This window comes from Actinophytocola sp. (assembly GCF_050699935.1).
Classification (GTDB): Bacteria; Actinomycetota; Actinomycetes; order Mycobacteriales; family Pseudonocardiaceae; genus Actinophytocola.
The window spans coordinates 36,764-61,769 of record NZ_JBOHGB010000027.1; the positions used below are offsets into that span (position 1 = coordinate 36,764).

Consider the following 25,006-nt stretch of genomic DNA (forward strand, 5'->3'; position numbering starts at 1 on the left):
TATCGACCGCCGTCCCGGCGATCGTCAGCCGAGCGCCTTGAGCCAGTTCGTCAGCAGGTGCGCACCAGCGTCGCCGGACTTCTCCGGGTGGAACTGGGTCGCCGAGAGCGGGCCGTTCTCCGCGGCGGCCACGAAGTCCGACCCGTGCGTGGCCCACGTGACGAGCGGTTCGGGCATCGGGTGCTCCAGCGTCAGCTCCCACCTCAGGGCGGCGTAGGAGTGCACGAAGTAGAACCTCGTGTCCGCGTCCAGGCCGTCGAACAGGACCGACCGCTGCGGGGCACGCACGGTGTTCCAGCCCATGTGCGGAACGACGTCGGCCTCCAAACGAGACACCGTCCCCGGCCACTGGCCGCAACCCTCGGTCTCCACACCGTGCTCGATGCCCCGCTCGAACAGGATCTGCATGCCCACGCACACTCCGAGCACCGGCCGCCCGCCGGCGAGCCGCCTGTCGATGATCCGGTCGCCGCGGACCTCCCGCAGTCCCGCCATGCACGCCGCGAACGCACCGACGCCGGGCACCACCAGCCCGTCGCACTCGAGGGCGGCCCGCCGGTCGGACGTCACCTCGACGTCCGCGCCGACCCGCCGCAGCGCCCGCTCGGCCGACCTCAGGTTGCCGGACCCGTAGTCCAGCACGACGACTCGTGCCACTCCCCCAGGCTACGAGATGCGCGATCCCCGCCGCGCCGAGCCCGGCACGGAGGTGGGCCGGCATCGGCTCAGGTCAGCACCGACCGGACCGACTCGGCGATGCCGGCGACGTGCAGGCCGCGCACGGCGTCGTGCTCGGCGGCGGTGCCGTAGGCGCGCACCTCGATGTCGCGACGAACGCCCGGAGACCGGAGTCGATGCGGCACGTCCGCCAGCGCGGTCGCGACATCGTGCGCCGACCTGCCGGCCAGGTACGGCTCGACCAGCACGACGTTCACGGCGGCGGACTCGACCGCGGCGCGCAGGCCGGCGTGGTCGAACGGGCGCACCGTGTTCGCGTAGAGCACGGTCACGTCCAATGCGGACGTCGCCTCGAGCACGGGGTCGAGCGTGGGACCGACCGCGAGCACGACGGCCTCGCCGCCCTGCGCACCAAGGAGAAGCCGCCACGACCGGATAGGCCGCCGCGTGCTCCCGGATGGACAGTCGCAGGTAGACCCGGCCGGCACCGGCGAGGGCGTCACGCAGGAGCGGCTCGACCTCGTCGGGGTGGCCGGGCACGTGAACGGTCCACCCGGGCAACGTGTCGAGCAGCGCGACGTCGGCCGGGCCCTGGTGCGTACGGCGCCACACCGGGTCGTCGTAGGACCCGCCGATGCTGACGAGCACGGCGCCGACGTCCTGGTGCCCGAGGTGGAGCTTGATCTGCTCGAACGGCCGCTCGACGAGGAACGGCGTGTAGCCGTGCACGACCCCTTGTGGTCACCGGGGTTGATGCCGTCCAGTTCGGCACGTACCGGTGGCTGGGTAGCATCCCGTTCCCCTTGGGTGCGGTCGGCAGCCGCGCGTTTCGTGCAATTCGTAGTGCTCCTCGGTGGTCACCACCACGACGGACGGGCGGCGGGGATGCTCGGCGGTGAACGCGCGGCGCAGCGCGGCGTGATCGCGGCCGGCGACGGTCTCGGCGGCCCAGCCCTCGATCTCGAAGCGGCGGGCGATACCGCTCGGCCAGCCGTGGCTGGCGGAGCCGTTGTCGATCACCACAGCGGTGAGCCGGTCGAGCCCAAGCCGGCCGGCCAGAGCGATCGCCTCGTGGTCGCTGCCCTCGTCGAGCTCGCCGTCGCCGACCAGCACGACCGTGCGCGCGGTGCGGCGTTGCGCGCGCAGCCCGAGCGCGGTTCCCACGCCGAGCCCGACGCCGTGGCCGAGCGAGCCCGCGCTGATCTCGACGCCAGGCACGAGCACGCGGTCGGGGTGCTGCCCGAGCGGCGAGCCGAACATGGTCCAGTCGTCGAGGCTGTCGGCGTCGATGAAGCCCTTGGCTGCCAGCACCGCGTAGCACGCCATCGGGCGGTGGCCCTTGGACAGCAGGAACCGGTCCCGGTCGGGGTCGTCGACGTTGTCGGGCCCGATGTTCAGCACGCGGTCGTACAGGACCCACAGAACATCCACTGTGGACGCTGCGGCCCATTCGTGCTTCTCGTCGCCGGTCATCCGCTCGAACAGGCCGGCGAGGTTCTGGGTCATCCGAGTCATGCCCCGAGGGTGCGACTTCGAGTTCGCTAGAGGTCTAGGACGACGACCTCCACCTAGGTCAAGGATTCACCGGTATGGTCGGTGACGTGCCGAAACTGCCGGACATGCTGACGATCGGTGAGATGGCCAAGCGCAGCGGTGTGCCGCACACCGCGCTGCGGTTCTACGAGGAGCGAGGCCTCATCTCCTCCGAGCGGACCGCCGGCAACCAGCGGAAATACGCCCGGGCGGTGCTGCGGCGGCTGGCGTTCATCCGGACCGCGCAGCGGGTGGGACTCTCGCTCGAGGAGATCCATGAGGCGCTCGCCACCCTCCCCGAGAGCCGCACGCCCACGAAGGCCGACTGGGCGCGCCTGTCGAACCTGTGGCGCGGTGAGCTGGACGCCCGCATCGACGCGATGCAACGGCTGCGCGACCGGCTGACCGCCTGCATCGGCTGCGGCTGCCTCTCGCTGAAGTCCTGCCACCTCATGAACCACGACGACATGCTGGCCGCGATGGGCCCGGGCGCGCCGCGTCTGAGGGCCGCCTCCGAGGGCGGCGTCAACTAGTGCTTCGTCAAGGCGTTTACCGATGGGTCCTGTTCGCCGCTGGCAAGGCGGAGGATGGCCCTCACACCGGGTTGTGTTCGGGCCGTCCGACGACGCGGCCAGCGGTCAACCGGGCCGTCGAGAAACGTGCCGAACCTTGACAGCGCACTAGGTCGGGCGCGAGGCGCGCCAGGTCTCCAGCACGTCCTCGACGTCGACCGGGCGCACGAGCAGCGGCGGACCCGCGCGCGGAATCAGGATCTCGTCCCGGATCCGCTTGTTGAGGTCGGCCACGATCTCGCGCACCTTCTGCTCCGAGCGCACCGTCGCGAGCCTCTCCGGCAGGTCCTCGATCTCCTTGCGCAGCGCCAGCGACGGCGGTAGTAGCGCCGTCGTGTCCGCGTTCTCCGAACGGAGCTTCTCCGCGACCCACTCCATGACGTCGCCGGACCGCCGCGGCAGCGGCTTGCCCGCACCGGGCAGGTCGTCGAACGCGCCGCGCTCCTGGGCGGCCCGAATCTGCCGCTCCACCCAGTCCCCGACCGGCATGTCCGCCGGCTTGCGTTCGGTCACCGTTTCATGGTCGCACGTCACCCTTTCGCGGTCGGGGCGTGCCGGGCGAGGATCACAGGATGTTGACGATCGGACCGCCGGTGCGGGCGGACGTGTCGGCGCTGGTGGCGCTGCTGGAAGAACTCGACCACTTCTACGGGGTCACCGAGTTCGAGCCGTTCCCGGCGCGTGCCGCCCGGATCGCGGATGTGCTGTTCGGCACGCCGCCCGCGGCGCACGCGCTGGTCGCCCGCGTCGGCGGTATCCCGGTCGGGATCGCGACCTACACCTACCACTGGCCGGCGAAGGACCTGCGTACCTCGATCTTCCTGAAGGACCTGTTCGTCACCGCGGGACATCGCGGCGCCGGCATCGGCGAGCGGCTGCTGCACGGCCTGCGCGAGCTCGCCGCCGAGCGGGGCTGCTCCCGCGTCGAGTGGACCGCCGACCGGTGGAACGAGGACGCCCTGCGCTTCTACGACCGGCTCGGCGCGAAGCGGGACGGCCGGCAGTTCTACCGCTGGGACTAGTGTTCCGCAACCAGTGTCGTGAGTCGTTAGTTCGCCGGTAGTTGGTGGGTTTGGTGTGCCGAACCCGAGGGTTGATCCGGTGGTGCTTTCCGATGAGGAGCACCGGGTTCTGCTGGCGTGGAGGCCGTCGCAGGCGTTGGCTGCGTGAGCGCGGATTGTGGTGTCCAAGTGGCGGCCTCGGGGTGATCACCGGGATGTCACAGTCCGCGGTGCCGCGGATCTGATCGGACCGCGCGGACTCTGCCGATCATGCCGACCACGCCGGAGCGGATGACATCCGCCATGGCACCACCAGCCTGTTCGCCGCGTTCGACATCCCCCGAAGGTCGAGGAATGGCTGATCCGCCACCCCGCTTCCACCAGCACCAGATACCCGGCACCCTCGCCGCCTACCGCAGCCGAATCAACGACTCACGACACTAGGACACCAGCCACACGACGGCACCGCCGATCGCGACCAGGGCCGCGAGACCCAGCACGATCGCAAGGAACCGGGCGGTCTTCCATGTGGAGTAGACGCCACCGATCAAGAACCCGGCCACGGCGAGCAGGCCGATCACGATGACTTCCCTGGACATGGCGCCGAAGCCTAGAGCACGCCCTTGGTGCTCGGCACGCCGGACAGCCGCGGGTCGGCCTCGGCCGCCGCGCGCAGCGCCCGCGCCACGGCCTTGTACTGCGCCTCGGTGACGTGGTGCGGATCGCGCCCGTGCAGCACCCGCAGGTGCAGCGCGATCCGCGCGTGGAACGCCAGCGACTCGAACACGTGCCGGTTCAGCACGGTCGGGTAGTTGCCGCCGACGGTGAAGCCCGCCATCGACTCCGGCTCGCCGAGGTGGACGCAGTACGGCCGGCCCGACACGTCGACCGCCGCGTGCGCCAAGGTCTCGTCCATCGGGATCCACGCGTCGCCGAAGCGGCGGATGCCCTGCTTGTCCCCCAGCGCCTTGCCGACCGCCTCGCCGAGCACGATCGCCACGTCCTCGACCGTGTGGTGCGCGTCGACCTCGACGTCACCGCTCGCGCGGACGGTGAGGTCGAGCGCGCCGTGCACGCCGAACGAGGTGAGCATGTGGTCGTAGAACGGCACTCCGGTGGACACCTCCACCTTGCCGGCGCCGTCGAGGTCGATCTCGACGACGACCGCCGACTCCTTCGTGGACCGTTCGACCCGGGCGGTGCGGTTCACCTGACGATCTCCTTACTGGCGGCCAGGAATGCGTCGTTCTCGGCCGGTGTGCCGATGGTAACCCGCAGGTGGCCCGGGACGCCCACGTCCCGGATCAGCACGTCCTGCTCCAAATAGGACCCCCAGGTCGTGTGCGCGTCGCCGAACCGTCCGAACAGGACGAAGTTGGCGTCGCTCGGGACGACGGAGAAGTCCAGGTCCCGCAACGAGTCCATGACCCGGTCGCGCTCCGTGGCGAGCGCGTGCACCGAGCGCAGCGTGTCGTCGGCGTGGCGCAGCGCGGCCCGCGCGGCAGCCTGCGTGAGCACCGAGAGGTGGTACGGCAGTCGGACCAGCTGCAGGGCGTCCACCACCGCGGGCGCCGCGGCGAGGTAGCCCAGCCGACCACCCGCGAAGGCGAACGCCTTGCTCATCGTCCGGGACACGATCAGCTTCGCCGGGAACTCCTCGATCAGCCCCACGGCGCTCGGGCGCGAGGAGAACTCCGCGTACGCCTCGTCGACGACGACCAGGCCCGGCGAGGCGCGCACCAGCGCGCGCAGCTCGTCGAGCGGGATCGAGCCGCCGGTGGGGTTGTTCGGGCTGGTCACGAACGCGACGTCGGGCGCGCGGGCGGTGAGCACCGACGCGGCGGCGGCCGTGTCGAGCGTGAAGTCCGGCCGGCGCGGGGTCGGCACCCAGTCGGTGCGGGTGCCGGCGGCGATGATCGGGTGCATCGAGTACGACGGCTCGAAGCCGAGCGCGATGCGACCCGGGCCGCCGAACGCCTGCAGGATCTGCTGCAGCACCTCGTTGGACCCGTTGGCGGCCCACAGGTTCGCGACGGACAGCGCCACGCCGGTCGACGCGGACAGGTACGTCGCGAGGTCGGCGCGCAGCGCCACCGCGTCCCGGTCCGGGTAGCGGTGCAGGGTCGCGGCCGCCTCGGACACCGCCGCGGCCACGTCGGCGACCAGCGCGGGCGGCGGCGGGTACGGGTTCTCGTTGGTGTTGAGCCGAACCCGCACGTCCAACTGCGGCGCGCCGTACGGGCCGCGGCCGCGCAGGTCCTCCCGCAGCGGCAGGTCGCCCAACCCGATGCCGTCCCCGAGCGTCACTCGCCGCCCCCGAACCGGGCGGTGACGGCCTGGCCGTGCGCGGGCAGGTCCTCGGCGTTCGCGAGCGCGACCACCTGCGGCGTCACGCTCTCCAGCGCCGCTCGCGAGTAGTCGACCACGTGGATGCCGCGCAGGAACGTCTGTACCGACAGGCCGGACGAGTGCCGCGCGCAGCCACCCGTGGGCAGCACGTGGTTGGAGCCCGCGCAGTAGTCGCCGAGTGACACCGGGCTGTGCGGCCCGACGAAGATCGCGCCCGCGGCACGCACCCGGGCGGCCACCGCGGCCGCGTCGGCGGTCTGGATCTCCAGGTGCTCCGCCGCGTAAGCGTCCACGACCGACAGCCCGTCGTCCATGGTGGACACCAGGACGCAGCCGGACTGCTTGCCGCGCAAGGCGATCGTGATGCGCTCGGTGTGCTTGGTGCGCTCGACCTGCCGCGCCAGCTCGGCGTCGACCGCGTCGGCAAGCGGGACGGAGTCGGTGACGAGCACGCTCGCGGCGAGCGTGTCGTGCTCGGCCTGGCTGATCAGGTCGGCGGCGACGTGCACGGGGTCGGCGGTGCCGTCGGCGAGGATCGCGATCTCGGTCGGCCCGGCCTCCGAGTCGATGCCGACCAGCCCGCGTAGCAGGCGCTTCGCCGCCGTGAGGTAGACGTTGCCGGGCCCGGTGACCATGTCGACCGGCTCCAGCCCGACGCCGTCGGTGTCGGTGCCGCCGTACGCGAGCAGTGCCACCGCCTGCGCGCCGCCGACCGCCCACACCTCGGTGACGCCGAGCAGCGCGGCCGCCGCCAGGATCGCCGGGTGCGGCCGGCCGCCGAACCCGGCCTGCGGCGGCGAGCACACCACGAGCGACTCGACGCCGGCGATCTGCGCGGGGACGACGTTCATCACGACGCTCGACGGGTAGACCGCGAGGCCACCCGGGGCGTACAGCCCGACGCGCCGCACCGGCACCCAGCGCTCGGTGACCGTGCCGCCGGGCACGACCTGGGTGGTGACGTCGTGCCGCCGCTGGTCGGCGTGCACCGCGCGGGCCCGCTTGACGGATTCCTCGAGGGCGGCCCGGACGTCGGCGTCGAGGTTGTCGAGCGCCTCCTTGAGGTCGCGCTCCGGCACGCGGACGGACGACGGCCGTACCTGGTCGAAACGCTCCGTGTACTCCAGCACGGCGTCGACGCCGCGGTCGCGCACGTCCGCCACGATCGGCCGGACCCGATGCAGCACGGCGTCCACGTCCGTCTCGGCGCGCGGCAGCACGGCACGCAGCTCTGCCGGGGACGGGACTCGACCACGCAGGTCGGTACGGCTCAGCATCGGTTTCCCTCAGGTCGCGCGGGTGGTCATGCCCAGGGTATGCCGTCCCGTGGCGCGGCCGAACGGCCCACTACGTTCGTCTGGTCATCGTCTACCGGGTGGTACTCCCCGACCAATGACGGGTTGTCGCCGATCGGACACGCGCAGCACGCTCGGGCGATCACTGTCGTACCTTGCTCGGAGGGGACATGTTCACCAAACGTCGTGCGATCGGCCTGGCAGCGGCCGCCGCGGCCGCTGCCCTGATGGTGGTCACGGCCTGGTCGGCCGGCGCCCAGGAGCCCACCGCCGCACCACCCGCCCCGGACCGGGGTCTGTACACGCTGACCGGCGCGGACACCGTCCAGACGCGCACGCAGGTCGTCAACTCGGGTGTCGACGTGCTCGGCGAGGGCCACGGCGGCGGTCCGATGGAGCTGATCGCCAGCCCGGCACAGGCGCGGCAGCTGCGGGCCCAGGGCTACACGCTCGAGCTCACCGGCGATGTCGAGGCCATGCTGGAGAAGCGCAGCGGTGGACCGTCCACGAAGGACTCCTCGGTCGCCGACTTCCCGTCCGGCGACGAGGGCTACCACACCTACGACGAGATGGTCGCCGAGGTGGCCGCGGCGGCGACCGACCACGCCGCGATCGCCCAGCAGGGCAGCGTCGGCAGCTCCTTCGAGGGCCGCGACCTCCCGTTCCTCAAGATCAGCGACAACGTCGCGACCGACGAGGACGAGCCGGAGGTGCTGTTCACCTGCAACATGCACGCCCGGGAGCACCTGACGACCGAGATGTGCCTGCACATCGTCCAGCGGTTCACCGACGGCTACGGCACCGACCAGACCGTCACCGGCTTCGTCGACAGCCGGGAGATCTTCGTGATCCCGAGCCAGAACCCCGACGGCGCGGAGTTCGACATCTCCGGCGGCGAATACCAGGGCTGGCGCAAGAACCGGCAGCCGAACTCCGACGGCTCGGTCGGCACCGACCTCAACCGGAACTTCTCCTACAAGTGGGGCTGCTGCGGCGGCTCGGACGACAACCCGTCCGGCGAGACCTACCGCGGCGAGTCGCCCGCGTCGGCTCCCGAGGTCGCGGCGGTCCAGGCGTTCATGGACGGCCGGCAGTTCAAGGCCCACATCGACTTCCACACGTTCTCCGAGCTGGTGCTGTGGCCGTTCGGGCACACCACCGACGACGTGACCGAGGGGATGACCCAGGAGGAGTACGACCGCTTCGCCGACATCGGCCAGCAGATGGCGGAGACGAACGGCTACACCCCCGAGCAGGCGAGCGACCTCTACATCACCGACGGCTCGATCGACGACTGGGCGTGGGGCACGCACAAGATCCTGAGCTACACGTTCGAGATGTTCCCGAGCGGCGGCGGCATCGACGGCTTCTACCCGCCCGACGAGGAGATCGGCCCGCAGACGACCCGCAACGACGCCGCGGTGGACATCCTGCTCACCAACGCCGGCTGACTCAACAGAACTCGGACGGCGCCTCCACGTGCGGGTGGAGGCGCCGTTCGCCTGTTCGGCGCGGCGCCCGGTCAGCCGGGGCGGAGCGCGGCGACCGCCTCGTCGAGCTGGGCCGGCGAGACGAAGTAGTGCGGGGACGCGCGGACCACCTCCGGCAGTGCGCGGCGGGTCATGTCGTACTGGGTGGAGGTGGCGCCGGAGACCGTCACCGTGACCTGGTGCCATGCCAGGTGGGCCTCGACCTCGGCCGGAGTCCGGCCCTCGACCGTGAAGCTGACGATGCCGCACCGTTCGGTGCCCAGGTCGTGGACCGTCACGCCCGGGACCGACGACAGGCCGGCCCGCAGGTACGACGCCCGCTCCCGGACCGCCGCCGCGATCGCGTCCATGCCCAGCGACAGCGCGTACCGGACCGCCGCCAGCAGGCCCAGCCGGTCGGCGACGCTCGACTCCCACAGCTCGAACACCCGCGCATCAGACCGCAGCCGGTACTCCTCCGGCGACGTCCACGTGCCCGAGCGCATGTCGACCTGCCGAGGACGCAGCCGCGGCAGCACGTCGCGGCGCACCACCAGGAACCCGGTGCCCCGCGGACCGCGAAGCCACTTGCGGCCCGTGCCCGAGACCAGGTCCACCCCGAGCGCGGCCGCGTCGAGGGGAACCTGGCCGACCGACTGGCACGCGTCGAGCAGAACGAGCGCGCCGACCTCGTGGGCGGCCGAGACGACCGGCGCGACCGGGTTCACGAGGCCGCCGTTCGTCGGCACGTGCACCAGCGACACCAGCTTGACCCGCTCGTCCAGCATCGACCGCAGGGCGGCGACGTCCACCTCTCCGCCCGGGGAGGACGGGACCGGCGACACCGTCGCGCCGACCTCGGCCGCCCGGCGCAGCAGCGGGATCGCGTTGCCCGCGTACTCCACCTCGGTCACCAGGACGCGGTCGCCGGCCGCCAGCGGAACCGCGTCGAACAACGCCAGCCAAGACCGCGTCGCGCTGTCGGTGAACGCCACCTCGTCCGGCTCGCACCCGAGCAGCGACGCCAGCAGCCCGTACCCGGCCTCCAGGTCCGCCAGCCGCTCGTCGAACGCCCGGTACCCGCCCACCTCGGCCTCGCGACGCAGGTGGCCGATCACCTCGTCGAGCACCTGCACGGGCGGCAGCGACGAGCCCGCGCTGTCCAGGAACACACCCCGGTGGCACGCGGGCGTGTCCGCCCGCACGGCGTGGAGATCGATCATGCTGAGCCCAATTCAAAACCGGTCCACGTCTGCGCAAGAGGCCGGCGATCAGGAGTGTTTTGAATTGGACTCATCGCGGTGTCCACTTCTCCAGGTTCCACCACGCGCCCCAGCTCATGCTCGGTCCGCGCCCGTCGACCACCGGCTCATAGCCGTCCCAGCTCTCCCGCATCACGTACGTGTGGTTCGGCGCCACCAGCACCACCAGTCCGGGCGCGGACACGTAGGCGCGCTGCAGCCGCCGGTACGCCGTCGCCCGCTCCGCCGGGTCCGTCGCCGAGCGGCCGGTGTCCAGCGCCGAGTCCACGGTCTCGTTCGCGTACCCGCCGAGGGGGGCCCGGCCCGACCGCAGCACCTGGTACAGCGCGAGGTCGGGGTCGAACGGGTTGCCGAACCCGACGATCACCGGGCCGGTGAGACCCGAGGCGCTCACAGCTTCGACGTCGACCTGGATGCCGATCGACCGCGCGTTGGTCGCGAACGCCTCGGCCAGGCCCGACGCGACCGTGTCGCCGGACAGGTGGCGCAGGGTGAACTCGGCCGCCGTCCGGCCCTTGGCGCGAACGCCGTCCGCCCCGGTGGTCCAGCCGCTGGACTCGAGCTGGTCGAGCGCGCGGGTGACGTCGTAGTCGTACGTGGCCTCCGGTTCGACGAACTCCGCGAGCACGCCCGGCATCGGCGTGTACGCCACCGAGCCCTGGCCGGCCAGCACGTCGGCGACCATCCGCTCGCGGTCCATCGCGTGATTGAGCGCGAGCCGGACGGCCGGGTCACCGGTCACCGGGTGGTCGGTCGGCAGCACGACCGCGCGCACGTCGGCCGCGCTGTGCGAGACCACGCGCAGGCCGTCGACGTTGTCGAACTTCGCGGCGAGGGCCGGGGGCAGTGCGGCGCCGTCGAGCTTGCCGTCGCGCAGCCGTTCCGCCCGAACCTCGTCGTCGGGGATGAACTGGACGGTGACCTTGGTGATCGCGGGCGGGCCGTCCCAGTAGTCCTTGTTCGCCTCCAGCACCATCCGTGAGCCGTGCCGCCACTCGGTGAGCCGGTACGGGCCGGTGCCGACCGGCTCGGCGTCGGAGCCGCTCGCCGACTCGCTGGGCAGGATTCCCAGCACGAGCAGATCGGGGAACGGCGCGTACGGCGCGGTGAGCGTGAACTCGACGGTCGACGGGTCCTGTGCGGACACCGACTCGAGCATCGCGAACCGTTGCCGCGCGGGCGAACGGCGGGCCGGGTCGAGCATCGCGCGGTAAGTGGCGACGACGTCCCGCGACTCGAGGGTCGTGCCGTCGGTGAACGTGACGTCCGGCCGGAGCCGAACCGTCCACGTGCGACCGTCCGGCGACGACTCGGGCAGCTCGGCGGCGAGCGCGGGCCGCAGCGTGGCGTCGGCGTCGTGCTCGACCAGGCCCTCGAAGATCTTCGCGGCGCCGTGCTCGGCGTACCCGTCGAGGGGGTTGAGCTCGACGGGCTCGTCCGCGACCGCGAGCACGAGCGAGGTGCCGTCCGGGTCGCCGGATGCCGGGGGTACCGGGTCATCGGTGCAGCCGGTCGCCAGCAGCGCGAACGCGGCGAGCGCCGGCGCGAGACGGTGGCGACACTTGGTGGGCACGAGGCTCGACCCTAGCCGGGCGACATATCCTCGCGTAGGTGGATTAGGGATTACCGGCCAGGAGGCTCCCGTGCGGATCGCGCTTTGCCAGATCACGTCGACGGCCGTGCCGTCGGACAACCTGTCGCGCCTCCGCGACGCCGTGGCCCGGGCGGCCGCGGACGGCGCGTCGGTCGCGGTGTTCCCGGAGGCGACGATGGCGTGCTTCGGCACGCCGCTGGCGCCGGTCGCCGAGCCGGTCGACGGGCCGTGGGCGTCGGCCGTCGCGTCGATCGCCGAGGAGCACGGCATGCTGGTGGTGGCCGGGATGTTCACGCCCTCGCCGGACGGGCGGGTGTTCAACACGTTGCTCGCGACCGGCGCTGGCCAGCACCTCGGCTACGACAAGATCCACCTGTTCGACGCGTTCGGCTTCGCCGAGTCGAAGACCGTGGCGCCCGGGTCGGAACTGGCGATCGTGACCGTCGACGACGTCACGCTGGGCCTCGCGACCTGCTACGACGTGCGGTTCCCGGAGCTGTTCACCCGCCTGGCAGACCGCGGCGCGACGGTCGTGCTGATGGGTGCGTCGTGGGGTGCGGGGCCGGGCAAGCGCGACCAGTGGGAGCTCCTGGTGCGGGCGCGGGCGCTGGACTCGACATCGTGGCTGGTGGCGTGTGGCCAGGCCGATCCGGCCGTGGCCGACGCCGACGTGCACCCGAAGGCCCCGACGGGCATCGGGTACAGCACCGTGGCGTCGCCGTCGGGCGAGATCGTGGCGCAGCTCGGCGCGGGCCCGGACGTGCTCGTGGTGGACCTGGACCTGCCGCTGGTGGACAAGACCCGGGAGGCCATCCCGGTACTGGCGAACCGGCGCCTCTGACCCCGACTATCCACAATGGTCTGAGTGGCGATTTCGCCCGGCATGTATCCGTCGCGGCGCGCGACGCTCCTGTTACAGAGGTGTTCGTAGGACGGGGGGACACATGCCAGACAGCACTCGCAACTACTCGCGGGCGGCGTTCCGCGCGTTCGTCAAGCACGTGCGGGCCGAGCCGGTGGCCTTTCAGGGTGTGATCCAGGCGACCCTGGCGCTGCTGGTCGGGTTCGGCGTGCTCACCTGGACGACCGAGCAGACCGGCCTCACGCTGGCGCTGACCGCGGCGATCCTCGGCTTCCTGACCCGCCGCAAGGTCACGCCGAGTGGCCGGGCGGTGGCCGGGAGAGCCGGCGCGCGGACCGGGTGACTCAGCGGGGCGTCGCGATGACCCGGCCGCCGCGGGCCGGGGTCAGGGTGATGTTGCGGGGTTTGGGGAACTCCGGCTTCGCGCGCTCCGGGCGAAGGTCGTAGCGGGACAGCACCTCGCGCAGCACCACGGCGGCCTCCTGCTGCGAGAAGCCCGCGCCGATGCAGCGCCGCACGCCGCCACCGAACGGGATCCACGTGCCGGCCTCCGGCTGCTTGCCGACGAACCGGTCGGGACGGAAGTCGCCCGGGTCGTCGTGCAGGGTGGCGTCCTGGTGGACCAGCGAGATGCTGGGCCCGACGATCGTGCCGGCCGGCAGGAGGTAGCCGGCCACCTCGGTCGGCTCGGTCAGCCTGCGCGCCACGTTCTGGATCACCGGGCGCTTGCGCATGGCCTCCTTCACCACCGCCTGCAGGTAGTCCTCGTCGCCGTCGTCGGCGGCCCGCTGGGCGAGGCGCTGGATGTCCGGGCGGCGCGCGAGCTCGTGGAACGACCAGGCCAGCGCCGTCGCCGTCGTCTCGTGGCCGGCGAGCAGCAGGGTGATCATCTGGTCGCGGAGCTCCACATCGGACAGCTCGCCACCGGCCGCGGTCAGCAGCCGGGACAGCACGTCGCCGCGGTCGGCGAGGTCACCGGCCCGCTTGCGGTCCGCGATCTCCGCGTACAGCAGGCGGTTCACGGCGCGGAGGTTCTCGAAGTTCTGCCGCCACCGGCCGAACGTCCGCAGCCACGGGTAGGTCCAGCCCAGCACGGTCAGCGGGCCGATGTCGGAGATCCGGCGCAGCCGCGGGCGCAGCTCGGCCAGCCGCGGCCCCTCGCCCATGCCGAACACGACGCGCAGGATGATCTCCAGGGTCACCGCGTTCATCCGCGGGTGCACCGGGAACGGCCGCCCGACCGGCCAGCCCCGCGCGTCGTCGGCGGCGAGCTCGGCCATCAGGTCGCGGTAGCCGCGCAGGGCGGCGCCGTTGAACGCCGGCATGAGCAGCTTGCGGGCGCGCAGGTGCTCGTCCTCGTCGGTGATCAGCAGGGAGTGCCTGCCCATCACGGGCTGGAGGATCGCGTTGCCCTCGCCGGCGTGGAAGACGGTGGGCGAGCCGGCGAACACGTCGCGGATGTGCTCCGGCCGGGTCAACGTGACCACCAGCCGGTCGCCCGCGATCCGTGTCGTGAACGTCTCGCCGTAGCGGCGCCGCAGCCGCAGGTGCGTCTGCCGTCTGGCGACGAGGAACAGGATCGTCTGCACCAGCGCCGGCGACCGCGGGCCAGGTGGCAGGGTCCGCGCGTCCTTGGCCTCGAGGGTCGCCATGCCCTCGTTTATACGCGCGTATAGATGGCGGCACAAGGTACCGTCAGCGCGTGGGCCATCGCGAACAGTTGCTCGCCGCGGCGCGGCAGTTGCTGGAGGACAAGGGATACGCGCACATCACCGCGCGTGACCTCGTCGCTGCCTCGGGCACGAACCTGGCCTCGATCGGCTACCACTTCGGCTCGAAGGCCGGCCTGCTCAACGCCGCGCTGGGGTCGGTGTTCGAGGAGTGGGCCACCCAGCTGACGACCGCCGCGATGGCCGACCCCGACGTGTCGCCGATCGAGCGCGCGCACCTCGCGTGGGCGGCCCTGCTGGACTCGCTGACCGGCCGCCGCGCGTTGCTCGTGTCCTTCATGGAGGCGCTGGCGCAGGCGGACCGGGACCCGGTGCTGCGCGAGCAGCTGGCGGGGATGTACCGGCGCACCCGCGCTCACGTGGCCGAGCTCGTCGGCGCCGCGCTGGACGCGCCCGCGGAGGACCCGCGGTGCACGGCGGTCGCGAGCTGGGTGATGGCCGTGTGCGACGGGCTGTCCATGCAGTGGCTGCTGGACCCGGCCTCGACCCCCGCGGGCGAGCACCTGCTGCGCGGCCTGGCCGACCTGCGCGCGATCTCCGAGCCGTAATGCCAGGAAGGCGTCCTTCATGTCGCGCAGCGACAGGAAGGCGTCCTTCCAGGCATCCGCCACCCCGCGTGCGGGTCAGCGTAGGTCCATGCCCAGGTCCAGGGCGGGGGCGGAGTGGGTCAGGGCGCCCACCGCGAGGAAGTCCACGCCCGTCTCCGCGTACGCGCGGGCGTCGGCCAGTCTCAGCCCCCCGGAGACCTCCAGCTTCGTGCCGGTGCCGGCCGCGTGCCGGACCGCCTCGGCGCACGCGTCGGGGGTGAAGTTGTCCAGCAGGACCAGCTCCGCGCCGAACGCGAGCGCCTCGTCCAGCTGCCCGAGCGTGTCGACCTCGACCTCGCACGGCAGGTCCGGCGCGTGCGCGCGGGCCGCCCGCAGCGCGGCGGTCACCGAGCCCGCGGCGTGCACGTGGTTGTCCTTGATGAGCACCGCGTCGCCCAGGCCCAGCCGGTGGTTCTCCCCACCGCCGCAGCGCACGGCGTACTTCTCCAACAGCCGCAGGCCCGGCAGCGTCTTGCGGGAGTCGCGCACCACCGCGCCCGTGCCGGCGATCGCGTCCACCCACGCCGACGTCGCCGTCGCCACGCCGGACAGGTGGCACAGCAGGTTCAGCGCGGTCCGCTCGGCGCTCAGCAGGCCCCGCACCGGTCCGCGCAGCACCAGCGCGGGCTCCCCCGCCGCCAGCCGCTCGCCGTCCTCGCGCCGCGCGAGCACCTCGTACGAGTCGAGCACGGCGGAGAACACCTCGAGCGCGACCGGGACGCCGGCCAGCGTGCCGGCCACCCGCGGGGTCAGCTCCGCCACCGCGACCGCCGACGCCGGCACGGTGGCCGTCGTCGTCGCGTCCGGGCCGTAGCGGAGGTCCTCCGCCAGCGCCACCGACACCACGCGGCGCGCGTCGTCCATGTCCAAGTCCATGTCCAGGTCCGTCATGCCGCCCCTCGGGTCAGGACGGCCGGCCGGTCCAGCATCGGCTGCCCGGACGGGGTGAGCCGGACCGTGAGCGAGCGCGCCCATTCCGGGTCCACGCCGGGGAAGTCGTCGCGCACGTGGCAGCCGCGGGACTCGGTCCGCGAGGCCGCGGCGGCGATCAGCGCGCGGGCGGCCAGCGTCAGCGCCGCGTCCTCCACGAGCTCGCGAGTCGCCAGTGGACGGTCCACAGCGGACACGTCGAGCACCGAGCCGACCACCGCCAGCCCCTCGGCGTCCCGGCCGATGCCGGCGTAGCGGCTCATCACCCGCTGCAGCGTGTCCCGGTCGGCCACCGGCACGACCGGCACCGGCGGGCACGCCGCCAGCCGTGGCTCGGCAAGCACGCCCAGCGCCAGGTCGGCCGCCACCGCCTCGGCCGCCCGCGTACCGACCACCAGTCCCTCCAGCAGGCTGTTGGATGCCAGCCGGTTCGCGCCGTGCAGGCCGGTCCGGGCCACCTCACCGGCCGCGTACAGCCCGGGCACCGCGGTCCGTCCGTCCACAGTGGTCACCACACCGCCGCACGAGAAGTGCGCCGCGGGCGAGACCGGGATCGGCGTGCGGGACGGGTCGACGCCGACCGCGAGGCACGCGGCCAGCACGGTCGGGAAGCGGCGCTGGAACGTCGGCGCGTCCAGGTGCGTCGCGTCCAGGAACACGTGGTCCTCGCCCAGCGACGCGAGCCGCCGCGTGATCGCCGCCGACACGACGTCGCGCGGGGCCAGGTCGCCCAGCGGGTGCACGCCCGCCGTCACCCGTTCGCCGGTCGAGTCCACCAGGACCGCGCCCTCGCCGCGCACCGCCTCGGTGACCAGCGGGCACCGCCCGCGCGCACCCTCGCCGGTGTAGAGCACCGTCGGGTGGAACTGTACGAACTCGAGGTCCGCCACCGGCGCCCCGGAGCGCAAAGCTATCGCCACGCCGTCCGCGGTCGCCACCGCGGGGTTCGTCGTCGCCTGGTACAGCTGCCCCAGCCCGCCGGTCGCGAGTAGCACGGCCGGCGCCGTCAGCACCCCCGGCACACCGGAGCCGTCGAGCACGAGCAGGCCCGCGACGTCGCCCGCCGGCGTGCGCAGCGTGTCCACCGCGACGTGGTGCTCCAGCATCGGCACCCTGCCGTCCCGGCTCGCCGCGAGCAGCGCACGCTCGACCTCGACCCCGGTCGCGTCGCCGCCCGCGTGCACGACCCGGAACGCGGTGTGCCCGCCCTCCCGGGTGCGCGCCGGCCCACCGTCCGCGCCCGGGTCGAACCGCGCCCCCCGGTCCCGCAGCCGGCCCACCGCGGCCGGGCCGTCGCCGATGATCGCGGCGGTCGCGTCGGTATCGCACAGCCCGCCGCCGGCCGCGAGCGTGTCGGCGACATGCCGGTCCACCGAGTCACCCGGGACGTCCCCGAGCACGACCGCCACGCCGCCCTGCGCCCAGCGGGTGTTGCCCCCGTCGACCGCGTCCTTGGTCACCACCAACACGTTCATGCCGAGCTCGCGCGCTCGCAGCGCCGCGGTCAGCCCCGCGACCCCGGTACCGACGACGACCAGATCAGCCCGCGCCTCCCACCGGCACGCCCCGTCGGGTTGTCCACAACCGACCCCGCCATCCACATGTGGATCTTGCGTGCCCTCCCCGACACGTCCAACCGATAAGCTGGCATGGCGGGTGGCCCCCGGGAACGGGTGGGGGTCTGGTGTCCGCACGCGCGCGCGAGGCTCCGGTGTCCGTGCGTGCGGGTGGGGCTCCGGTGTCCGTGCGTGCGAGGGGCGTGGTGGGGTGGGGTTCGTGGCGGTCACTCTCCACCGCCGGGCTTGCCGATCTCGATCATGCGGCGCACCGCGCCCCGGGCGCGCTCGGCGACCACCGGGTCCACGTGCACCTCGTCCCGGCCCTCGCGCAGCGAGCGCAGCAGCGCGGCCGGCGTGATCATCTTCATGTAGCGGCACGAGGCACGGTCGTTCACCGCGCGGAAGTCGATCTCCGGGGCAGCCCGGCGCAGCTGGTGCAGCATGCCGACCTCGGTCGCCACGAGCACCGAGCGGGCCTTGGTCGCGCGGGCCTCGGCGACCATGCCACCCGTGGAGAGGATCTTCACCTGCGACGACGGCACCACGCCCTCCCCCGCCAGGTACAGGGCGGACGTCGCGCAGCCGCACTCCGGGTGCACGAACAGGTCCGCGTCCGGGCTCGCGGCGGCCCGCGCGGCTAGCTCCGGACCGTTGATGGCGGCGTGCACGTGGCACTCGCCGGCCCACACGTGCAGGTTCTCCCGACCGGTCTCGCGCTTGACGTGCGCGCCGAGGAACTGGTCGGGCAGGAACAGCACCTCACGGTCGGCGGGGATCGAGCGCACCACGTCGACCGCGTTGGACGACGTGCAGCAGATGTCGGTCTCGGCCTTCACCTCGGCCGTGGTGTTCACATAGGACACGACGACCGCGCCGGGGTGCTCGGCCTGCCACGCGCGCAGCTGGGCGGCGTCGATGGAGTCGGCGAGCGAGCAGCCGGCTCGCGCGTCGGGGATCAGCACCGTCTTGTGCGGGCCGAGGATCTTCGCGGTCTCGGCCATGAAGTGCACGCCGCAGAACACGATCGTCGCCGCGTCGCTGGCGGCCGCGACCCGGCTCAGTGCCAGGGAGTCGCCGGTGTGGTCGGCGATGTCCTGGATCTCGGGCAGCTGGTAGTTGTGCGCGAGCAGTACCGCGTCGCGTTCCCTCGCCAGGCGGCGCACCTCGTCGCGCCACGCGGCGTCCGGCTCGACGCCGCCGTACGGCGTCAGGTCGTCGGCCGGCTCGCGTTCCGCGACTCCGATGCCCGATCTCGTACGGGGGTATTCGGTGGCGGCCATGTCGTCCTCCCTCGGGTCCTCACCCTCGCCGATTTCCCATCCCGAGGTTTTCGCCTTAGGATCGAAAACATGGTCGATGCTACCACCGCGCCCGTGCCGGTGGCCCACGAAGTCCTGGCCGCGGTGCTCCAGGTGCGAGCAGGCTCACTCCAGGCCCTGCTCTGGCAACGCGCTCTGGAGCCGCACGCGCACCGCTGGTCGCTGCCCGGCGGGCGGCTCGGCGCGGCCGAGGACGTGGAGTCGTCGATCAAGCGCCAGCTGGCCGAGAAGGTCGACGTGAGGAAGTTGTCGCACGTCGAGCAGCTCGCGGTGTTCAGCGCGCCGCGGCGAGTGCCCGGTGAGCGGGTGGTGGCGACGGCGTTCCTCGGGCTGGTCCCGTCCAACGTGGACCCGGGCCTGCCGGCCGACACCCGGTGGCATCCGCTGGACGCGTTGCCGGGCACGGCTTTCGACCACGAGTCGATCGTCGGTCGAGCACGCGACCGGCTGCGCGCCAAGCTGTCGTACACGAACATCGGCTTCGCACTCGCCCCGCCGACCTTCACGGTGTCGGCACTGCGCGAGCTGTACTCCGCCGCACTGGGCTACCGGGTGTCCGCGACCAACCTTCAGCGGGTGCTCGCACGCCGCGGCCTGCTCGAGCCGACCGGCGAGACGGCGCCGCCCGGCCGGGCGGGCGGCCGGCCGGCGGCGCTGTTCCGGTTCACCGACCAGAGCATGGCCGTGACCGACCCGTTCGCGGTCTTCCGGCCGCCGAACCAAGCGCGCGGCGGCGGCGCGTCGTAGGTTGGTGCGGTGCCCGAGACGTTGCCGCTCTTCCCGCTGCAGACGGTGTTGTTGCCGGGCACTCCGCTTCCGCTGCACATCTTCGAGCCGCGCTACCGGCAGCTCACGGTCGACCTGATCACCGGAGCGCTGCCGGACAAGCGGTTCGGGGTGATCGCGCTCGCACCGAGCACGGAGGTCGAGGTGACCTCGCGCGAGCAGCTGCAGGTGATCGGCTGCGCGGCCGTGCTGCGCCAGGCCAAGCGGCTGCCGGACGGCCGGTTCGACATCGTCACCGTCGGCGAGCGGCGGTTCCGGCTGCTGGCGGTGGACGCGTCGAGCGCGCCCTACCTGCTCGGTGCGATCGAGTGGGTGCCGGACGCGCCGGCGACCATCCCCGGCCAGCGCGACGCCACCGCCACGATCGGCTCGCTCGCCGACGCGGCGCGCGCCGCGTACCGCCGCTACTGCCAGGCCGCGTGGCACCAGGGCGAGTGGAGCGAGCCGGCGGACGACACCGAGGTGGCCGAGCTCGCGCACCGGCTCGCCGGGGACTGCCTGCTACCACTGGAGGACCGGCAGCGGCTGCTGGAGGAGACCCGCCCGCTGCACCGGCTGCGGCTGGTCGGCCGACTGCTCAACCGGGAGGCCGGGATCCTCGCCACGCTGGGCGCCGTGCCCGCGCCACCGGCCGCGCCGCGCCGGCACGCGAGCAAGAACTAGTGGTTGCGACCGTTCGCCAACGCCGCCAGCGGGAAGCTGGGTCGTCGAGACCCCTGACGAACCTCCGGTCCTGACCACGAGACGCCGCGGCCTCAAGTTCAGCCGAGGCGGCGACCCAGGTCGTCCATGCTGTTCCACGCCGCCATCAAGCCGTACACCAGCGCGGTGATCAGCGGCCAGGCCAGCAGGATCCAGGCGGACTCCAGCCGCGGCGCCTGGAGCACGACGTCGAGCACCTGCACGTCCTCGCTCACCGGGTAGCGTCCCTCGGCCCACGCCGTGCCGACCTGCATCGCGAGCCAGCCGCCCACGGTGGAGCCGATCGTGGCGGCGATCATGATGACCGGGCCGCGGCGCTCGCGCAGGAACCACACGGCGAGCCCGGTCACGAAGCCCGCGGCGAGGCCGAGCAGGGTGAACAGGATGAGGCCGTCGAAGCGGTGGTAGCTCTCCGCGGTGAGCGGAAGCGCCGCGCCGTCCTGGGCGATCACCATGCGCTGCGGCGGCGCGAGGCGCGACCACAGCCAGCCGACCGCGAGGCCGAGCAGCGACACCGTGGACAGCACGCTCAGCGCCGGCAGCAGGTCCGCCTTGACCACGACCTTCGGCCGCTCCGGCTCCCACGGGACCGGGAAGTAGGCGGGGTACTCGGTAGGCGCTACCGCACCCGGCCGGCCCGAGCCGTTGCCGGCGGCGTGTTCGGCCCGGTTTGGGGCGGCGCCCTGCGCCCCGACGGGTTGTTCCGCCACGCCTGCCTCCGTCTCCGTGCCGCCCTGAAACGCCGACCGTCCGGGCCGAGCCTAGTCGGTGGGCGACGCAGCGTCGTACGACGTGCGGTCACCGTGGCGGCTGCACCGCGCGGACCACCCGGATGGAGTCACCTGGACCACCATCCGGCGCGCGCACTCCGGGCAGTAGCGGGGCGGGTCGATGGCCCCGCGCGCGCCCGCGCACCGGGTGTGGTCGCCCTCCCCCGGCGGCCTGCCACAGTGCACGCAGTACCCGATGGCTCGCTCCGTCACTTCTGCTCGCGGAAAGCGGTCACAGCGTTTCGCTCAGCGCCTTGATCGGCAGGTTCAGCTCGCCGAGCATGTCGAGGTCCTCCTGGGCCGGCCGGCCGAGGTTGGTCAGGTAGTTGCCGACGATGATCGCGTTGATGCCGCCGAGCATGCCCTGCTCCGCGCCGAGGTCGCCGAGGGTCAGCTCACGCCCGCCCGCGAAGCGCAGGATCGTGCGCGGCAACGCCAGCCGGAACGCGCCGACCGTACGCAGCGCGTCCTTGCCGTCGACGATCTCGTAGTCCTCGTACGGGGTTCCCGGCTGCGGGATGAGGAAGTTCATCGGCACCTCGTGCGGGTCCAGCTCGCCGAGCTGCGCGGCGAACTCGGCACGCTGCTCGACGGTCTCCCCCACGCCGATGATGCCGCCGCAGCAGACCTCCATGCCGGCCGCGTGGACCATCCGCAGGGTCTCCCACCGCTCGTCCCACGTGTGGGTCGTGACCACGCTGGGGAAGTGCGAGCGGGCGGTCTCCAGGTTGTGGTTGTACCGGTGCACGCCCAGCTCGACGAGCTCGTCGACCTGCGCCTGGGTCAGCATGCCGAGCGAGCAGGCGATCTGGATGTCGTTACCGTCGTCGCGGATCGCCTTGATGCCGCCGCGGATCTGGGAGAGCAGCCGCCTGTCCGGCCCGCGGACCGCGGCCACGATGCAGAACTCACTGGCCCCGGTCGCCGCCGTCTCGCGGGCCGCCCTGACCAGGCCGGGGATGTCCAGCCACGCCGAGCGCACCGGCGAGGGGAACTGCCCGGACTGCGAGCAGAAGTGGCAGTCCTCGGGGCAGCCGCCGGTCTTCAGGCTCACGATGCCCTCGACCTCGACCTCCGGACCGCACCAGCGCATGCGCACGTCGTGGGCGAGCGCGAGCAGCTCCGGGACGCGGTCGTCGGGCAGCCGCAGCACCTCGAGGACCTGCGCCTCGGCCAGACCGACACCGCGCTCCAGCACCTGCTCCCGCGCGACGGCGAGCATGTCGCCGGGCGTGCGATCGGCGTCGGGTCGTCCGGCAGCTCGTTCGCGAGCAGCGGTCACGCGTGCCTCCTCGGTGAAGCATGAGCCTTCTGGCCAAGTCTGCCGCACGGTGCCGTGGGACGGACGCGAGTTGTGTCACGCGGTGACCGGGGCTCGAGCGGCCCCGTGATCACGCGGCGTACTCGGCGGCGAAGCCGTTCGCATCGAACTCGCCGCCCAGGAAGGGGGCGAGCGAGCGGCGGGCCACGGCGCGAAACTCCTCCCCCACCAGGGCGGCCGCGTTCTCCGGCAGCGCGCCGACGAGCGGGGCGTCGGCCACGAGCGGCAGGTCGTCGAGGTTGCAACGCGCCGCCAGGTCCGGCTCGGCCGGCCACGAGCCGACCACGACGCCCGCACACTCGATGCCCCGCTGGCGCAGAGCCTCCGCGGTGAGCGCGGTGGCATTGAGGGTGCCCAGGCCGGCGTCGGCGACGATCAGCACCGGCGCGCCGATCGACCAGGCGACGTCGGCGAGCGTGCCGCCGTCGTCGTCGAACCGGACGAGCAGCCCACCCGCGCCCTCGACGAGGACGTGGTCGTGGCCGCGCGCCAGCTCCACCGCGGCCGCGGCGGCCTGCGACGGGGTCACCGGGGGCAGCCCGGCCCGGCGCGCGGCGGTTCCCGGGGCCAACGCGTCCGGGAAGCGGCCCAGCTCCCAGGTGGTGACCTCCTGGCCGGCCAGCCTGCCGACCTCGGCCAGGTCGGCCGGCTCGTCGGGGCCGACCCCGGTCTGCGCCGGCTTCAACACCGCGACGCTGCGGTACCGCTCGAGCGCGAGGGCCGCGACGGCCGCGGTCACCACGGTCTTGCCGACTCCGGTTCCGGTGCCCGTGAGCACCATGACACTCACGGAGCGTCAGGCTAGTCCCATCCGTTCGTCGCAACCGCACCAACCCCACCACGGCCGCCAGTGCGGCGCCCGCTGGTCCGGTGTAGACGGTCGCCTGTGGACTATCCGGCGCGCGCGGCGGCCAGCATCGCGCCGGTGATCCGCTCGACGTCCTCCGGTTCGCACACGTACGGCGGCATCGTGTAGATCAGGTCGCGGAACGGCCGCAGCCACACGCCCGCGTCGACCGCGGCCCGGGTGGCGGCGGCGATGTCGACGTCGTGGTCGAGCTGGACCACGCCGATCGCCCCGCACACCCGCGTGTCGATCACGCCCGGGAGCTCGTTCGCCGGCGCGAGCCCGTGCTCGAGCTCGCTCTCGATGCGCTTGACCGTGCCGCGCCAGTCCTGGCTCAGCAGCAGCGCGATCGACGCGTTCGCGACCGCCGAGGACAGCGGGTTGCCCATGAACGTCGGCCCGTGCGCGAGGACCGGGACGGCACCGCGCGAGATTCCCTCGGCGACCCGCGTCGTGCACAGCGCGGCGGCCGCCGTGAGGTAACCGCCGGTGAGCGCCTTGCCGACGCACATCACGTCGGGGCTGACCCCCGCGTGGTCGGCGGCGAACAGCTCCCCGGTGCGCCCGAACCCGGTGGCGATCTCGTCGAAGATCAGCAGCACGTCGTGGGCGAGCGTCAGCTCACGCAGGACGTGCAGGTAGCGGGCGTCGTGGAACCGCATGCCCCCGGCGCCCTGGACGACCGGCTCTACGATCACGGCGGCGAGCTCGCCGGCGTGCCGTTCCACGAGGTCGGCGAGGTGCTGGATGTAGTCGTGGCTGACGTGCCGCGGCGGCGGGTCCGCGAAGACCTGGTCGGGCAGTACGCCGCGCCACAGGCTGTGCATGCCGCCGTCGGGGTCGCAGACGCTCATGGGGTGGAACGTGTCGCCGTGGTAGCCGCCACGCCAGGTGAGGAGGCGGCGCTTCTCGGGGCGGTTCGCGGAGCGCCAGTACTGCAGGCACATCTTGACGGCGACCTCGACGCTCACCGAGCCCGAATCGCACAGGAAGACGTGACGCAGCGGCTCCGGGGTGATCTCCACCAGCCGCGTCGCGAGCCGGACGGCCGGTTCGTGGGTGAGCCCGCCGAACATGACGTGGCTCATCCTGGCCGCCTGGCGCGCGAGGGCGTCGTCGAGCACGGGGTGCCGGTAGCCGTGGATGGCCGCCCACCAGGAGGACATCCCGTCGACCAGCTCCCGCCCGTCGGCCAGCCGGAGCCGGACCCCGGCCGCCTCGGCCACGACGAGCGGGGCCGTCGCGCCCGGCATGGGCCCGTACGGGTGCCACACGTGCGCCCGGTCCAGCGCGATCAGCTCGTCGACGTCCACGCGTTGCAGGCTAACCAGCGCGGCCCGGGTGTCGCTCAGGGCAGGACGAGGATCGCGTCGCCCACCGGGCGTTCGCCGGTCGCGTCGGAGGGGTGGTTGACCACCTCGCCGTGCACGACCATCGTCGTGGAGCCGCCGCCGTCCAGGTTGACCGCGTGCTCCATGCCCAGCGCGTCCGCCACCGCGGCGCTCTCCGCGATGGACAGGCCCAGGCTGTCGACCGCCCGGCCGTCGATGGTGGCCAGCAGGATCCGGCCGCGTGCGTCCACGCCGGCGATCGTGCGGGGGTTCCGCTTCGACACCCAGCCGTAGTAGAAGCTCGGGTCGCCCGGCCGGACCATGCCATCCGCCCGCGGTGTCGCATGTGGACGGCCGTGCCGCACGAGCTCCGGGCCACCGTTGACGACCATCCGCGGCGTGCGCACGGCGTGCCCGCGGTCGTCGGTGACGTGGCCGTCGACTCGGAGGCGGGCGCCGGGGCGGGCGATGGCGCGCAGCGCCGCCGCCTGGGTGCCGGTGGCCTGGAC

Annotated in this window: 27 protein-coding genes and 1 pseudogene; 8 read left to right on the forward strand and 20 right to left on the reverse strand. The window is 72.9% G+C overall.

Annotated features, from left to right (window positions below):
- Positions 1 to 24: 24 nt before the first annotated feature.
- The 4 genes and pseudogenes from hisH to ACRDTB_RS12215 form a co-directional block, all read right to left on the reverse strand.
- Positions 25 to 657, reverse strand: a complete 633-nt coding sequence (hisH, locus tag ACRDTB_RS12200; protein WP_431430227.1) for an imidazole glycerol phosphate synthase subunit HisH — start codon at positions 655 to 657, stop codon at positions 25 to 27.
- A 68-nt stretch (positions 658 to 725) separates the two neighbouring features.
- Positions 726 to 1,067 carry a hypothetical protein gene (locus tag ACRDTB_RS12205; protein WP_431430257.1) on the reverse strand — a complete coding sequence of 114 codons (342 nt, stop codon included), beginning with the start codon at positions 1,065 to 1,067 and terminating at the stop codon, positions 726 to 728.
- 130 nt (positions 1,068 to 1,197) lie between these two features.
- Positions 1,198 to 1,407, reverse strand: a pseudogene (locus tag ACRDTB_RS12210) (transketolase); the annotation flags it as partial.
- 12 nt (positions 1,408 to 1,419) lie between these two features.
- Positions 1,420 to 2,193, reverse strand: a complete 774-nt coding sequence (locus tag ACRDTB_RS12215; RefSeq protein WP_431430228.1) for a transketolase — start codon at positions 2,191 to 2,193, stop codon at positions 1,420 to 1,422.
- Positions 2,194 to 2,279: 86 nt separating this feature from the next.
- Here ACRDTB_RS12215 and soxR point away from each other — a divergent pair, with 86 nt between their 5' ends.
- Positions 2,280 to 2,744 carry a redox-sensitive transcriptional activator SoxR gene (gene soxR / locus ACRDTB_RS12220; protein WP_431430229.1) on the forward strand — a complete coding sequence of 155 codons (465 nt, stop codon included), beginning with the start codon at positions 2,280 to 2,282 and terminating at the stop codon, positions 2,742 to 2,744.
- A gap of 147 nt (positions 2,745 to 2,891) precedes the next feature.
- Here the strand turns inward: soxR and ACRDTB_RS12225 are convergent, their stop codons facing one another.
- Positions 2,892 to 3,296, reverse strand: coding sequence for a DUF1992 domain-containing protein (locus ACRDTB_RS12225; protein ID WP_431430230.1), 405 nt, complete (start codon positions 3,294 to 3,296; stop codon positions 2,892 to 2,894).
- 59 nt (positions 3,297 to 3,355) lie between these two features.
- Between ACRDTB_RS12225 and ACRDTB_RS12230 the strand changes: the two genes are divergently transcribed.
- A complete protein-coding gene (locus ACRDTB_RS12230; RefSeq protein ID WP_431430231.1) occupies positions 3,356 to 3,805 on the forward strand; it encodes an N-acetyltransferase family protein in 450 nt (149 codons plus the stop codon).
- A 419-nt stretch (positions 3,806 to 4,224) separates the two neighbouring features.
- Here ACRDTB_RS12230 and ACRDTB_RS12235 read toward each other — a convergent pair whose 3' ends face one another.
- The 4 genes from ACRDTB_RS12235 to hisD are packed head-to-tail and all read right to left on the reverse strand — an operon-like array spanning position 4,225 to position 7,410.
- On the reverse strand, positions 4,225 to 4,383 hold the full coding sequence (locus tag ACRDTB_RS12235; protein WP_431430232.1) for a hypothetical protein: 159 nt from the start codon (positions 4,381 to 4,383) through the stop codon (positions 4,225 to 4,227).
- Positions 4,384 to 4,394: 11 nt separating this feature from the next.
- Positions 4,395 to 4,994: an imidazoleglycerol-phosphate dehydratase HisB gene (gene hisB / locus ACRDTB_RS12240; protein ID WP_431430234.1), complete on the reverse strand. Its 600-nt coding sequence runs from the start codon at positions 4,992 to 4,994 to the stop codon at positions 4,395 to 4,397.
- The gene (locus tag ACRDTB_RS12245; protein WP_431430235.1) at positions 4,991 to 6,091 is read right to left on the reverse strand and encodes a histidinol-phosphate transaminase; all 1,101 of its coding nucleotides are present in this window, start codon (positions 6,089 to 6,091) and stop codon (positions 4,991 to 4,993) included. The genes hisB and ACRDTB_RS12245 overlap by 4 nt, the downstream gene beginning before the upstream one ends.
- A complete protein-coding gene (gene hisD / locus ACRDTB_RS12250; protein WP_431430236.1) occupies positions 6,088 to 7,410 on the reverse strand; it encodes a histidinol dehydrogenase in 1,323 nt (440 codons plus the stop codon). The genes ACRDTB_RS12245 and hisD overlap by 4 nt, the downstream gene beginning before the upstream one ends.
- A 188-nt stretch (positions 7,411 to 7,598) precedes the next feature.
- Here hisD and ACRDTB_RS12255 point away from each other — a divergent pair, with 188 nt between their 5' ends.
- Positions 7,599 to 8,879 carry a M14 family metallopeptidase gene (locus ACRDTB_RS12255; protein ID WP_431430237.1) on the forward strand — a complete coding sequence of 427 codons (1,281 nt, stop codon included), beginning with the start codon at positions 7,599 to 7,601 and terminating at the stop codon, positions 8,877 to 8,879.
- Positions 8,880 to 8,950: 71 nt separating this feature from the next.
- Here the strand turns inward: ACRDTB_RS12255 and ACRDTB_RS12260 are convergent, their stop codons facing one another.
- Complete coding sequence (locus ACRDTB_RS12260) at positions 8,951 to 10,120, reverse strand: aminotransferase class V-fold PLP-dependent enzyme (RefSeq protein ID WP_431430238.1); 1,170 nt, start codon at positions 10,118 to 10,120, stop codon at positions 8,951 to 8,953.
- A 70-nt stretch (positions 10,121 to 10,190) separates the two neighbouring features.
- Positions 10,191 to 11,732, reverse strand: coding sequence for an ABC transporter substrate-binding protein (locus tag ACRDTB_RS12265; RefSeq protein WP_431430239.1), 1,542 nt, complete (start codon positions 11,730 to 11,732; stop codon positions 10,191 to 10,193).
- A gap of 70 nt (positions 11,733 to 11,802) precedes the next feature.
- On the opposite strand from ACRDTB_RS12265, the gene ACRDTB_RS12270 reads away from it, so the two are divergent.
- Together ACRDTB_RS12270 and ACRDTB_RS12275 are read left to right on the forward strand one after the other, a co-directional pair.
- Positions 11,803 to 12,594 carry a carbon-nitrogen hydrolase family protein gene (locus ACRDTB_RS12270; protein WP_431430241.1) on the forward strand — a complete coding sequence of 264 codons (792 nt, stop codon included), beginning with the start codon at positions 11,803 to 11,805 and terminating at the stop codon, positions 12,592 to 12,594.
- A 103-nt stretch (positions 12,595 to 12,697) separates the two neighbouring features.
- Positions 12,698 to 12,958, forward strand: a complete 261-nt coding sequence (locus tag ACRDTB_RS12275; RefSeq protein ID WP_431430242.1) for a hypothetical protein — start codon at positions 12,698 to 12,700, stop codon at positions 12,956 to 12,958.
- Between the two features lies 1 nt (position 12,959).
- Here ACRDTB_RS12275 and ACRDTB_RS12280 read toward each other — a convergent pair whose 3' ends face one another.
- Positions 12,960 to 14,267 carry a cytochrome P450 gene (locus tag ACRDTB_RS12280; RefSeq protein WP_431430243.1) on the reverse strand — a complete coding sequence of 436 codons (1,308 nt, stop codon included), beginning with the start codon at positions 14,265 to 14,267 and terminating at the stop codon, positions 12,960 to 12,962.
- Positions 14,268 to 14,317: 50 nt separating this feature from the next.
- Here ACRDTB_RS12280 and ACRDTB_RS12285 point away from each other — a divergent pair, with 50 nt between their 5' ends.
- Entirely contained in the window at positions 14,318 to 14,893 is a 576-nt protein-coding gene (locus ACRDTB_RS12285; protein WP_431430244.1) for a TetR/AcrR family transcriptional regulator, read from the forward strand.
- A gap of 75 nt (positions 14,894 to 14,968) precedes the next feature.
- On the opposite strand, the gene nadC is transcribed toward ACRDTB_RS12285, so the two are convergent.
- The 3 genes from nadC to nadA all read right to left on the reverse strand — a co-directional run bounded on the left by nadC (position 14,969) and on the right by nadA (position 18,701).
- Positions 14,969 to 15,808, reverse strand: a complete 840-nt coding sequence (gene nadC, locus ACRDTB_RS12290) for a carboxylating nicotinate-nucleotide diphosphorylase (RefSeq protein WP_431430254.1) — start codon at positions 15,806 to 15,808, stop codon at positions 14,969 to 14,971.
- Positions 15,809 to 15,819: 11 nt separating this feature from the next.
- The gene (locus tag ACRDTB_RS12295; protein ID WP_431430245.1) at positions 15,820 to 17,463 is read right to left on the reverse strand and encodes an L-aspartate oxidase; all 1,644 of its coding nucleotides are present in this window, start codon (positions 17,461 to 17,463) and stop codon (positions 15,820 to 15,822) included.
- 182 nt (positions 17,464 to 17,645) lie between these two features.
- Positions 17,646 to 18,701: a quinolinate synthase NadA gene (nadA, locus tag ACRDTB_RS12300; protein WP_431430246.1), complete on the reverse strand. Its 1,056-nt coding sequence runs from the start codon at positions 18,699 to 18,701 to the stop codon at positions 17,646 to 17,648.
- 69 nt (positions 18,702 to 18,770) lie between these two features.
- Here nadA and ACRDTB_RS12305 point away from each other — a divergent pair, with 69 nt between their 5' ends.
- Positions 18,771 to 19,487 (forward strand): NUDIX hydrolase, encoded by a 717-nt coding sequence (locus ACRDTB_RS12305; RefSeq protein WP_431430247.1) that lies wholly within the window; start codon positions 18,771 to 18,773, stop codon positions 19,485 to 19,487.
- 9 nt (positions 19,488 to 19,496) lie between these two features.
- Complete coding sequence (locus tag ACRDTB_RS12310; protein WP_431430248.1) at positions 19,497 to 20,189, forward strand: LON peptidase substrate-binding domain-containing protein; 693 nt, start codon at positions 19,497 to 19,499, stop codon at positions 20,187 to 20,189.
- A gap of 98 nt (positions 20,190 to 20,287) precedes the next feature.
- Here the strand turns inward: ACRDTB_RS12310 and ACRDTB_RS12315 are convergent, their stop codons facing one another.
- The 5 genes from ACRDTB_RS12315 to ACRDTB_RS12335 form a co-directional block, all read right to left on the reverse strand.
- Positions 20,288 to 20,938, reverse strand: coding sequence for a DUF2567 domain-containing protein (locus ACRDTB_RS12315; protein WP_431430249.1), 651 nt, complete (start codon positions 20,936 to 20,938; stop codon positions 20,288 to 20,290).
- Positions 20,939 to 21,230: 292 nt separating this feature from the next.
- Complete coding sequence (gene bioB, locus ACRDTB_RS12320) at positions 21,231 to 22,220, reverse strand: biotin synthase BioB (RefSeq protein ID WP_431430255.1); 990 nt, start codon at positions 22,218 to 22,220, stop codon at positions 21,231 to 21,233.
- A 169-nt stretch (positions 22,221 to 22,389) separates the two neighbouring features.
- The gene (bioD, locus tag ACRDTB_RS12325; RefSeq protein WP_431430250.1) at positions 22,390 to 23,109 is read right to left on the reverse strand and encodes a dethiobiotin synthase; all 720 of its coding nucleotides are present in this window, start codon (positions 23,107 to 23,109) and stop codon (positions 22,390 to 22,392) included.
- Positions 23,110 to 23,210: 101 nt separating this feature from the next.
- Positions 23,211 to 24,479, reverse strand: a complete 1,269-nt coding sequence (locus ACRDTB_RS12330) for an adenosylmethionine--8-amino-7-oxononanoate transaminase (RefSeq protein WP_431430251.1) — start codon at positions 24,477 to 24,479, stop codon at positions 23,211 to 23,213.
- A gap of 35 nt (positions 24,480 to 24,514) precedes the next feature.
- Positions 24,515 to 25,006, reverse strand: a 492-nt coding sequence (locus ACRDTB_RS12335; RefSeq protein ID WP_431430253.1) for a phosphodiester glycosidase family protein, incomplete at its 5' end; no start/stop codon positions are given.